At 59.3% G+C, this 10966-nt stretch carries 11 protein-coding genes; 4 read left to right on the top strand and 7 right to left on the bottom strand.

The genetic code is table 11. From position 1 onward, the window contains the following. Window positions 1-283 precede the first annotated feature (283 nt). On the top strand, window positions 284-1273 hold the full coding sequence (locus M6G53_RS24300) for a sulfate ABC transporter substrate-binding protein (protein WP_038872640.1): 990 nt from the start codon (window positions 284-286) through the stop codon (window positions 1271-1273). A gap of 66 nt (window positions 1274-1339) precedes the next feature. Here M6G53_RS24300 and tpiA read toward each other — a convergent pair whose 3' ends face one another. Together tpiA and M6G53_RS24290 are read right to left on the bottom strand one after the other, a co-directional pair. Then, a complete protein-coding gene (tpiA, locus tag M6G53_RS24295; RefSeq protein ID WP_025160373.1) occupies window positions 1340-2107 on the bottom strand; it encodes a triose-phosphate isomerase in 768 nt (255 codons plus the stop codon). A gap of 127 nt (window positions 2108-2234) precedes the next feature. After that, complete coding sequence (locus tag M6G53_RS24290) at window positions 2235-2819, bottom strand: DUF1454 family protein (protein ID WP_253335071.1); 585 nt, start codon at window positions 2817-2819, stop codon at window positions 2235-2237. 199 nt (window positions 2820-3018) lie between these two features. On the opposite strand from M6G53_RS24290, the gene M6G53_RS24285 reads away from it, so the two are divergent. Further along, window positions 3019-3438: a DUF805 domain-containing protein gene (locus M6G53_RS24285; RefSeq protein WP_253335069.1), complete on the top strand. Its 420-nt coding sequence runs from the start codon at window positions 3019-3021 to the stop codon at window positions 3436-3438. A gap of 11 nt (window positions 3439-3449) precedes the next feature. On the opposite strand, the gene fpr is transcribed toward M6G53_RS24285, so the two are convergent. Then, entirely contained in the window at window positions 3450-4196 is a 747-nt protein-coding gene (fpr, locus tag M6G53_RS24280; protein ID WP_253335067.1) for a ferredoxin--NADP(+) reductase, read from the bottom strand. 3 nt (window positions 4197-4199) lie between these two features. Beyond that, a complete protein-coding gene (locus M6G53_RS24275) occupies window positions 4200-4811 on the bottom strand; it encodes a helix-turn-helix transcriptional regulator (protein ID WP_253335066.1) in 612 nt (203 codons plus the stop codon). 297 nt (window positions 4812-5108) lie between these two features. Between M6G53_RS24275 and emrD the strand changes: the two genes are divergently transcribed. Beyond that, a complete protein-coding gene (gene emrD / locus M6G53_RS24270) occupies window positions 5109-6293 on the top strand; it encodes a multidrug efflux MFS transporter EmrD (protein ID WP_213873734.1) in 1185 nt (394 codons plus the stop codon). Between the two features lie 192 nt (window positions 6294-6485). On the opposite strand, the gene glpX is transcribed toward emrD, so the two are convergent. The 3 genes from glpX to M6G53_RS24255 all read right to left on the bottom strand — a co-directional run bounded on the left by glpX (window position 6486) and on the right by M6G53_RS24255 (window position 10022). Further along, window positions 6486-7496: a class II fructose-bisphosphatase gene (gene glpX / locus M6G53_RS24265; RefSeq protein ID WP_253335065.1), complete on the bottom strand. Its 1011-nt coding sequence runs from the start codon at window positions 7494-7496 to the stop codon at window positions 6486-6488. Window positions 7497-7624: 128 nt separating this feature from the next. Further along, window positions 7625-9133 (bottom strand): glycerol kinase GlpK, encoded by a 1509-nt coding sequence (gene glpK / locus M6G53_RS24260; protein WP_019452234.1) that lies wholly within the window; start codon window positions 9131-9133, stop codon window positions 7625-7627. Between the two features lie 43 nt (window positions 9134-9176). After that, window positions 9177-10022: an MIP/aquaporin family protein gene (locus M6G53_RS24255; protein ID WP_253335064.1), complete on the bottom strand. Its 846-nt coding sequence runs from the start codon at window positions 10020-10022 to the stop codon at window positions 9177-9179. Window positions 10023-10546: 524 nt separating this feature from the next. Here M6G53_RS24255 and zapB point away from each other — a divergent pair. Continuing rightward, window positions 10547-10786 carry a septal ring assembly protein ZapB gene (zapB, locus tag M6G53_RS24250; protein ID WP_004931092.1) on the top strand — a complete coding sequence of 80 codons (240 nt, stop codon included), beginning with the start codon at window positions 10547-10549 and terminating at the stop codon, window positions 10784-10786. The last annotated feature ends 180 nt before the right edge of the window (window positions 10787-10966 follow it).

Raw genomic sequence — 10966 nt, 5'->3', positions numbered from 1 at the left:
GAAAACGTAAAGGCCTTCATTCTGCCGGAAAAAAGAAAGCACCGAAGATATGATCGTTCGGTGCTTTATGTTCCGCCTAAATATCCATTCAGCTATAAGTCACGTGAGGCTTAAGTGAACGGCATTATCCGCTTGCGGGGGCTTTTTTATGCCCGTTGGCGATATATTCCGGAATCATCTATCCCAAAATTTTTTATTCTTTAATTGCCGGGAAAGTTTCTGGCAGGCTCTGATGCTAAATCAACCGATTGAGGTTGCGTTAATTTTCTGGGAGAGCCTGTCGATGCGTAAATGGGGTGTAGGTCTGACATTGGTGCTGTTGGCGTCCGGCGCCATGGCGAAGGATATTCAACTGCTGAACGTGTCATACGATCCGACGCGTGAGTTCTATCAGGCTTACAACACGGCATTCAGCAAGCACTATCAGGCGGAAACCGGCGACAAGGTCACGGTGCGCCAGTCACACGGTGGCTCCGGCAAACAGGCGACTTCGGTGATCAACGGCATCGAAGCCGACGTGGTGACGCTGGCGTTGGCCTATGACGTCGACGCCATCGCCGAACGCGGGCGTATCGAGAAAGACTGGATCAAACGCCTGCCGGACAACTCGGCGCCTTACACCTCGACCATCGTCTTCCTGGTGCGTAAAGGCAACCCGAAACAAATTCACGACTGGCCCGATTTGCTCAAGCCGGGCGTGTCGGTGATCACCCCGAACCCGAAAACCTCCGGCGGCGCCCGCTGGAACTACCTCGCTGCCTGGGGGTACGCGCTGCATCACAACAACAACGATAAGGCCAAGGCGCAGGAGTTCGTCAAAAACCTGTACAAGAACGTCGAAGTGCTGGATTCCGGCGCGCGCGGCTCGACCAACACCTTCGTTGAGCGCGGCATCGGCGACGTGCTGATCGCCTGGGAAAACGAAGCGCTGCTGGCGGAGAAAGAGCTGGGCAAAGACAAGTTTGAGATAATCACCCCGAGCGAATCGATCCTGGCTGAACCGACGGTGTCGGTGGTGGATAAGGTGGTCGATAAACGCGGTACCCGCGACGTGGCGACCGCCTACCTGAAGTATCTGTATTCGCCGGAAGGGCAGACCATCGCGGCACAGCACTATTACCGTCCGCGCGATGCGGCGGTGGCGGCCAAGTTTGCCGGGCAGTTCCCGCAGCTGAAGCTGTTCACCGTGGATGACACCTTCGGCGGCTGGACCGAAGCGCAGAAGGTGCACTTCGCCACCGGCGGCGTGTTCGATGAGATCAGCAAACGCTGATGCCGGTTGAGCGGCAATAAAAAACCCCGGCAAGCCGGGGTTTTTTTATGGCAAGCCTAAATGCAATCAGGCTTTTTTCGCTGCGGCAGCGGCCTTGACGATCACGGCGAAAGCGTCGGCTTTCAGCGAGGCGCCGCCAACCAGCGCGCCGTCGATGTCGGGCTGAGAGAACAGCTCTGCGGCGTTCTTGTCGTTCACCGAACCGCCGTACTGGATAATGATTTCAGCGGCAACCGCGGCATCGTGTTTGGCGATGTGGTCACGGATAAATTTGTGCACGGCCTGCGCCTGCGCAGGGGTCGCGGACTTGCCGGTACCGATGGCCCAGACCGGTTCATAGGCGATCACGGTGCCTTTCATCGCCGGTGCGCCCAGCGTTTTCAGCACGGCGTCGATCTGGCGCGCGCACACTTCTTCAGTTTTGCCCGCAGCGTTTTCCGCTTCGGTTTCACCGATGCACAGCACCGGGATCAGGCCGGCTTCTTTCAGCACGGCGAATTTCTCGGCGATCACTTCGTCGCTTTCTTTGTGGTAGGTGCGACGCTCGGAGTGGCCGATGATGATGTACTGGGCGCCGACGTCTTTCAGCATGTTGGCGGAAACTTCACCGGTGAAGGCGCCGGACAGGTTAACGTCCACGTTCTGCGCGCCCAGCGCGATGCGGCTGCCGGCCAGCGCGTGCTTGGCCTGATCCAGGTACATCACCGGCGGGGCGATGGCGACGCCACAGCCGTCAACGCTGCTCAGCTCATGGCGCAGGCCAGCGATCAGTTCGTTGACCATGTGGGTGCTGCCGTTAAGCTTCCAGTTACCCATAACTAATGGATGACGCATGTTTTTTCCTCCAACTAGAAAACGCGAGAGTCGAAATGACAACTGCCGGACCGGCAGTTTACCTGCCCAACAGTATAGAGATCATTAAGCGCGAAGGCTTTGCTTTTCGTCATTAAATGCCGCGCCGTTACGGCTCGGAAAGCGCCAGCTTAATCGGTTCAACCGCGAAGGTAACGCCTTTATCGCCGTTGTCCGAGACGACATAGCGAATGGCGCCGACCTGCTGTTGGTAAAAGCGCGATCCTTTGCCTTTTTCCAGCAGGCTGTTCACCTTGTTCTGGCTCTGTTCCACCGTCAACGTCGGTTCGAACTGGCGCATCAGCGCCGCCATGTAGTTGACGGCGATGGCGCGCGCGGCTTTTTCTTCATTGGCCTGCTGCAGCGGCAGGTGAGTGATCTGCAACGTTTTGATTTTACCTGTACCTTTCTCCAGCGCGGTGGAGGCGTACAGGTTTTCGTTGAGTTTGCTGGCGGCGCGCGTCAGCAGCGGCGAATCGTCTTCGGCGGCAGGAATGGCGCGGAATTCGCCAATCGGCAGCTTCGGGTTGTCGCGGTTGTATTTCTCGCGGAATTTGACCACCGTCAGATCGAACGTCGGCGCCCCGGCCAGCAGGTAGGGTGCGGCGGGCGTCGCATCGGCGGCCGGCGGATCGGCCCAGGCGCTGGCGGCCACCTGCAGCAGGCAGGCGATGACGAAGATTTTTCTCAGCATGGCGTATGGCATCAAGGACAAAGATGGCTCCGATTAAAGCGATAACCCGCGGGCCTTGTCAAAGATCCCACGCCATTATCGGTTTGCTGACGAGAAAGCTGTGCGGCGCGCCGCGTTATGCGAGGCGGAAAACTCGACCCGGCAGCGCCTATGTTACACTGCGGCGCAGAATATGGGCAGGCTTAGAGCGCAGGAATCGATGACGTTACAACAGTGGTGTTTTTCTTTTAAGGGCCGCATCGGGCGGCGCGACTTCTGGATCTGGATGGGGCTGTGGCTGGCGCTGATGGCGGCGGCATTTACGCTGGCCAATTATCAGCTGGTCGCCATTCAATCCATCGCCTTCTTTATCGTGGCGCTGCTGTGGCCGACGGCGGCGGTGTTGGTCAAGCGGCTGCACGATCGCAACAAGGCCGGTTGGTGGGCGCTGTTGCTGATCCTGGCGTGGATGCTGGCGGCGGGGAACTGGCAGATGCTGGCGCCGGTCTGGCAATGGGGCGTCGGGCGTTTCATTCCGACGCTGATTATCGTGATGATGATGATCGATCTGGGCGCCTTCGTCGGCACGCCGGGGGATAATCGGTTCGGCCCGGAAGCCGAACCGGTGAAGTTCCGCTGATCCCCGCCGGGTTACCAGTACTGTTCGCTGGTGATGTGGCCCGGCTTGCGGCGCAGGTGCTTGCGCATCTGGCGGTGGTCTTTCAGCGTTTGCTGGGTGTCCCGCACCATTTGCGGGTTGCCGCACAGCATCACGTGGCTGGTTTCGGCGTCGATAGTCAAACCGATCGCCGCTTCCAGCCGGCCGTCCTCGATCAGCGCCGGCACGCGGCCGGTCAGTGAGCCGGACGCTTCTTCGCGGCTGACAACGGTCTGGATGCGCAGCTTGCCGTTGTAGCGCTGCTGCAGTTGTTGCATCAGCGGCAGGTAGCTCAGGTCACGCGCAAAGCGCGCGGCGTGCACCAGCACCAGGTTGTTAAAGCGCTCCAGGCCGGCGCCCTGCTGCAGAATCGATAAATAGGGGCCGATGGCGGTGCCGGTCGCCAGCATCCACAGCGTGTCGCAGTCGGGCACCTCGTCCAGCACGAAGAAGCCGGCCGCTTCTTGGGTCACCATCACGTCCGAGCCCGGCCGCAGCTGATTGAGGCGCGGGCTCAGTTTGCCTTCCGGCACGGTGACCAGATAAAACTCCAGGTTGGCGTCGTCGGGGGCATTGACGTAGGAGTAAGCGCGCTGCACCCGTTCACCGTCGATCTCCAGCGCCAGCTTGGCGAATTGCCCGGCGGTGAAAGGATCGATGGGGGCATTGACCACCAGGCTGAACAGCCCGTCGGTCCATTGTTTTACCTGCGTAACCTTGCCGTTTACCCAGTTAGCCATACTCTAAAGCTCCCGTGGTCGAATCAAATAAGCACAATGTCGTGAGCCGGAAATGGCGTGCGCGGTGCGCTCTACCCGGTAATCGTTGCCGAACAGGCGGTGAAACAGCTGCAGCTCGGAATTACACAGGCTGCTGCAGCTGGAACCGGCCACGCCGATCGGACAGTGGTTTTCCACCAACAGCGTGCCGTGCGGGTGGTCGAGCAATTCGGCCATGTAACCGTCGTGTTGCCGCAGACGCACCAGGCGGGCTAACCGGTCCTGATGGCTGCGCTCGGCGGACAGCTCTTCGGCATAGCGCAGATAAAGCTGCTCTGCGCGCGCGCTGAGCAACGGTTCCACCCCAGCGTCGCCAAACAGCTGCAGCGCGGATTCCCGCAGCCGCTCCTGATCGGCGGCCGTGAAGGCGTGCCCCCGTTCGGTCAGCGACCAGTAACGCGTCGGGCGGCCGACCTTGCTGCGCGCTTCGTCGTAACAAACCAGCTCACGTTTTTCCAGGGATTGCAGGTGTTGTCGGATGCCCATCGGCGTGATGTCCAGACGCTCCGCCAGCATTTTGGCCGAATGCGGCCCGAGAGCCTTTAACTGCAATAAAATCAGCTCAGGTGTTTTCATGAACCAAATCCCTATGGTGTTATTTTATTTCAAGTTGATGAAAAGAATTATCGATTAAATGCTAAAGCGCGGCTACTGCAAGGGCGCTATTTTTAACTCCAAAGCGTTAGACGTACAGTTTAATTTACGAGCCTGGTCGGGATAGCTGCCAGTGTGACCTGGATCAATATCTGCCTGAAACTCGCTAAAAAAATCAGATTTGATTAGTTTATGCCGCCATAGAGGGCTGCTCGCCGTTCTGGCTGCTGCAACGGCCATACCGGGACGCTGTGACGAGTTGAAACGTTAACGAAGATAATGAGAAAACTAGAGAATTTTCACCTGCTGGTGATGCTTATCCTGTTGGTTGCCGTCGGCCAGATGGCGCAAACCATTTATGTTCCCGTTATTGCGGATATCGCCCACGATCTGTCGGTTCGCACCGGCGCCGTGCAACGGGTGATGGCGGCGTATCTGCTGACCTACGGTTTCTCCCAGCTGATTTACGGGCCGATATCGGATCGAATCGGGCGGCGTCCGGTGATCCTGACCGGCATGATGATCTTCCTGGTCGGCGCGCTGGGCGCGCTGCTGTCCACCAACCTGACGATGCTGGTCGCCGCCAGCGCCATCCAGGGCATGGGCACCGGCGTGGCGGGCGTGATGGCGCGCACCATGCCGCGCGATCTGTATGCCGGCACCGCGCTGCGCTACGCCAACAGCCTGCTCAACATGGGCATTTTGGTCAGCCCGCTGCTGGCGCCGGTGATTGGCGGCACACTGGCGATGGTGTTCGGCTGGCGTGCCTGCTACGCCTTCCTGCTGGCGCTGTGCGCCTGCGTCGCCTTCGCCATGTTCCGCTGGCTGCCGGAGACCCGTCCGGTACAGACGGAAAAACGCCGCATGCTGGCCAGTTTCCGCCAGCTGCTGGGGGACAGCACCTTCAGCTGCTACCTGGTGATGCTGATCGGCGCGCTGGCGGGGATTGCGGTATTCGAGGCCAGCTGTGGCGTGTTGATGGGCGGCGTGTTGGGGCTGAGCGGCCTGACCGTCAGCATCCTGTTCATTCTGCCGATCCCGGCGGCGTTTTTCGGCGCCTGGTACGCCGGGCGCGACGGCAAGACCTTCCACACGCTGATGTGGCATTCGGTGATTAGCTGCCTGCTGGCGGGGGCGATGATGTGGATCCCGGGCTGGTTCGGCGTGATGAACATCTGGACGCTGATCGTGCCGGCCGCGCTGTTCTTCTTCGGCGCCGGCATGCTGTTCCCGCTGGCGACCACTGGGGCGATGGAGCCGTTCCCTTACCTGGCCGGCGCGGCGGGCGCGCTGGTGGGCGGCATGCAGAACATGGGATCGGGTCTGGCGACCTGGCTTTCCGCCATGCTGCCGCAAACCGGGCAGTTCAGCCTCGGATTGCTGATGTTCGCGATGGCGCTGCTGATCCTGCTGTGCTGGTGGCCGCTGTCCAACCGGATGCAACATCAGGGGCATACCGCATAACAACAGGGCGCCATTCGGCGCCCTCATTCAGTTGACAAGGGGGGAAAAAGCGTGATTTTTCCCCCTTTGTGGTTATCAGCCGAAAATCAATAAATTGATTTTCCTGGTTTTCTATTCGTTGCTCTCTGCCAACCCGGCAAGGTCATGCGGTTTGTCATCAATCATCAGGGCGCCATTCGGCGCCCTGTTTCGTTACAGCAAAAACTCGTGCAGCGCCGGGTCCTTGCGATCCAGATAGTGGGTCGAACGGATACGGCGGATGGTGCGCGACTTGCCGCGGATCAGTAGGGTTTCGGTCGTGGCCATGTTGCCCTGGCGGCTGATACCCTCCAGCAGATCGCCCTTGGTGATGCCGGTGGCGGAGAAGATCACGTTGTCGTTGTGCGCCATCTGATCCAGACGCAGCACCTGACCGGCTTCGATACCCATCTCCCGGCAACGCACCAGCTCCTCTTCGCCGATACGGCGGTTCTCGGCGCTGTCGCCTTTTACCTCATGGCGCGGCAGCAAACGCGCCTGCATGTCGCCGTCCAGCGCGCGGATCACCGCGGCTGAGATCACCCCTTCCGGCGCGCCGCCGATGCCGTACATCACATCGACCTCGCTTTCTGGCATGCAGGTGAGAATGGAGGCTGCCACGTCGCCGTCAGGAATGGCGAATACCCGCACGCCCAGCTGCTGCATCTGCGCGATGACGCCGTCGTGGCGCGGTTTGGCCAATACGATCACCGTCAGCTGCGACAGCGGTTTGCTCAGCCGTGCGGCGACGTTCTGCAGGTTCTCCGCCAGCGGCAGGTCGAGATCGATGGCGCCGCGCGCCGCCGGGCCGACCACCAGCTTCTCCATGTACATGTCCGGCGCGTGCAGGAAGGTGCCGCGATCGCCCACCGCCAATACCGCCAGCGCATTGGATTGGCCCATGGCGGTCATGCGGGTGCCTTCGATCGGATCGACCGCGATGTCGACCGCGTCGCCCTGGCCGGTGCCGACCTGTTCGCCGATATACAGCATCGGCGCTTCGTCGATCTCGCCTTCGCCGATCACGATGCGGCCATCGATATCCACGTTATTGAGCATGATGCGCATGGCGTGGACCGCCGCGCCGTCGGCGGCGTTCTTGTCGCCGCGTCCCAGCCATTTGTAGCCCGCCAGCGCGGCGGCTTCGGTAACGCGGGAAAATTCGATGGCTAATTCACGTTTCATGGCAAACCTGTCTGTGAGAAAGGGAAGAGAATATCGGCAAAGTCTATCACAGCGCGGTGGCGGCGGGGCGGAGCAAAAAAAAGCGCTGCCCGCAGGCAGCGCTTGTGGGTGAAACGGCAGCGTCGGGATTACTCGTGATCTTCCCATGCCTGAGCGCGAGCCACCGCTTTTTTCCAGCCGCTGTAGCGGTAGTTGCGTTCGGTGGTTTCGATGCTTGGGCGGAATTCACGTTCAATCACCGCTTTGCTCTTCACTTCATCCAGATCGTTCCAGTAGCCGATGGCCAGGCCCGCCAGGAACGCGGCGCCCAGCGCCGTCGATTCACGCACCTCAGGGCGTTCCACGCGGGTGCCGAGGATATCGGACTGGAACTGCATCAGGAAGTTGTTGGCGACCGCGCCGCCGTCTACGCGCAGCGATTGCAGACGGGTGTTGGCGTCGGCCTGCATGGCGTCCAGCACGTCGCGGGTCTGGAAGGCGATGGATTCCAGCGTGGCGCGGATGATGTGGTTGCTGTTGGCGCCACGGGTCAGGCCGAAGATCGCGCCGCGGGCATACGGATCCCAGTAAGGGGCGCCCAGGCCGGTGAAGGCCGGCACCACATAGACGCCGTTGCTGTCTTTCACCTTGGTGGCGAAGTATTCGGAGTCGGCGGCGTCGCTGATCAGTTTCAGCTCATCGCGCAGCCACTGGATAGACGCACCGCCGATGAATACTGCACCTTCCAGCGCATAGTTCACTTCGCCGCGGGGGCCGCAGGCGATGGTGGTCAGCAGGCCGTTTTTCGAGCGTACCGCTTCTTTGCCGGTGTTCATCAGCAGGAAGCAGCCGGTGCCGTAGGTGTTCTTCGCCATGCCCGGTTGAACGCACAGCTGGCCGTACAATGCCGCCTGCTGGTCACCGGCGATACCGGCGATAGGAATACGCGTGCCGCCCTTACCGCCGATGTTGGTCTGGCCGTACACTTCGGAGGAAGGACGGACTTTCGGCAACATGGCGCGCGGGATATCCAGCACTTCCAGCATGCGTTCATCCCAGTCCAGCTCGTGGATGTTGAACATCATGGTGCGTGAGGCGTTGGTGTAATCGGTGACGTGTACGCGCCCCTGGGTCATTTTCCACACCAGCCAGGTATCGACGGTGCCGAACAGCAGTTCGCCGCGCTTGGCGCGCTCGCGGGCGCCTTCGACGTTGTCCAGGATCCACTTCACCTTGGTGCCGGAGAAGTACGGGTCAACCACCAGGCCAGTGTTGTGACGGATGTACTCTTCCAGGCCGTCGCGCTTGAGCTTCTCGCAGATGTCGGCGGTGCGGCGGCACTGCCAGACGATGGCGTTGTAAATCGGCTTGCCGGTCTCTTTTTCCCAGACGATGGTGGTTTCACGCTGGTTGGTGATGCCGATGCCGGCGATCTGATCGGAACTGATGTCGGCTTTCGCCAGCACTTCTACCAGCGTCGAGCTTTGCGACGCCCAGATCTCCATCGGATCGTGCTCAACCCAGCCGGCCTTTGGATAGATCTGCGGGAATTCGCGTTGCGATACCGCAACAATGTTGGCGTCGTGATCGAGCACGACGGCGCGTGAGCTGGTGGTCCCTTGGTCGAGTGCGACAATGTATTTTTTTTCTACAGTCATGGTAGTTATCCTGCTGTTTGTTAACCGTTTAAAACTGCACCCATCACGCTTTGCGTTGTTGGGTCTTGGCGTCGGGTTCTTCTTCCGTCACGCAGACGTCGCAAGGCAGGTTGCGGCCAATCAATGCGCGATAACCGAAAGCGCCCAGGCAGCAGCCGATGATAGGGGCGAAGATCGGCACCAGGAAGTACGGGATGTCGCGTGCGCCGGTGAAGGCCACTTTGCCCCAGCCGGCCAGGTATGCGAACAGTTTCGGCCCGAAGTCGCGCGCCGGGTTCAGCGCGAAGCCGGTCAATGGTCCCATGGAGGCGCCGATCACGGCAATCAGAATACCGATCAGCAGCGGTGCCAGCGGGCCGCGCGGAATGCCGTTGCCGTCGTCGGTCAGTGCCAGGATCAGGCACATCAGAATGGCAGCGATCACCGTTTCTACCAGGAAGGCCTGGCCGACGGAAATGTGCGCGTTAGGATAAGTCGAGAAGATGCCGGCCAGTTCGAGGCTTTCGTTGCTGCCGCGCACCATGTGGTGAGCCGCTTCGAAGTCGAAGAACAGGTTGTAGTACAGCCCATAGACCAGGGCGGCGGCGCAGAAGGCGCCGGCGACCTGCGCAATGATATAAGGCACCACTTTGCGCCCGTCGAAGCAGGCGAACAGCCATAAAGCGAGGGTGACCGCAGGGTTGAGATGCGCGCCGGAAATGGCGGCGGTCAGATAGATGGCCATGGCGACGCCAAGGCCCCAAATGATGCTGATTTCCCACTGGCCGAAGCTGGCGCCCGCCAGTTTCAGCGCGGCAACGCAGCCTACGCCAAAGAAGATCAGCAGCGCCGTGCCGAGAAACTCGGCGATGCACTGGCCTTTTAATGTCGGACTGGTGGTTTGGCTCATAATGTTGTTGTCCTGCAAAACGGCGGTTGTTGGTTTATAGGCACAGTTGGGTATACATCCGGCCTATGGGCACAGTTTTTTTCATCTCGTCCAATTATTGAATAAGGACGTGATGTAAATTTATCGTTAACGAACATAAACGAGAAATAGCGAAATCAAAATGTGTGTAGCGCGTCATAAAATTGAGCGATTTCGCGTCTTTCGGTGTTCTTTCTGAGCCATAAAAGTGTGATCTAACCAGTGGTTTGGCGAGGGTTGTTAACAACTCGCGGCGGTGGCGGCGGGGATTTTCAGTTTTTGCCGATGGCGGCGGCAGGAAAATTGCAACAGACTGCGCGATGATCCGGTATGTTGCTAGACAGGCGGAGACTGGCTACTTACAATCGTTTTTAACGAATCGAGACTGGCGCGCCTTCCGTAACGGCGCGCGTCACTGAGCGCGATGCAATATTCGCAGTAGCTGCAGCCGACGTTGCGGCCGCTACTTATAGATGTACGCCTTGCTATCATGAGGGGACTGAAGCATGTCATTTGAAGTATTTGAAAAACTGGAAGCAAAAGTACAGCAGGCGATTGATACCATCACCCTGTTGCAGATGGAAATTGAAGAGCTGAAAGACAAAAACAACTCTCTGTCGCAGGAAGTTCAGGCTGCCTCCGGCAACCACGAAGCGCTGGTGCGCGAAAACCAACAGCTGAAAGAAGAACAGCACGTCTGGCAAGATCGCCTGCGCGCGCTGCTGGGCAAAATGGAAGAGGTCTGATTCCTCACGCCATGCAGCAACGAAAAGGGCGCCTCAGGCGCCCTTTTTCATGACCGTGACCCGTCCTAAATAGCGTTGACACATTTTACTCACGCACAGAGGAAAATGTGATGAACCAGTATGTTAAACGCACACAACGCGATTATTCTCTATCCTTTAAATTAGCCGTTGTCGAACAGG

The sequence above is a fragment of the Serratia nevei genome, from assembly GCF_024160145.1.
Classification (GTDB): Bacteria; Pseudomonadota; Gammaproteobacteria; order Enterobacterales; family Enterobacteriaceae; genus Serratia; species Serratia nevei_A.
The sequence above is the reverse complement of the archived record's forward strand: the minus strand, read 5'-3'. Positions and strand labels throughout refer to the sequence as shown.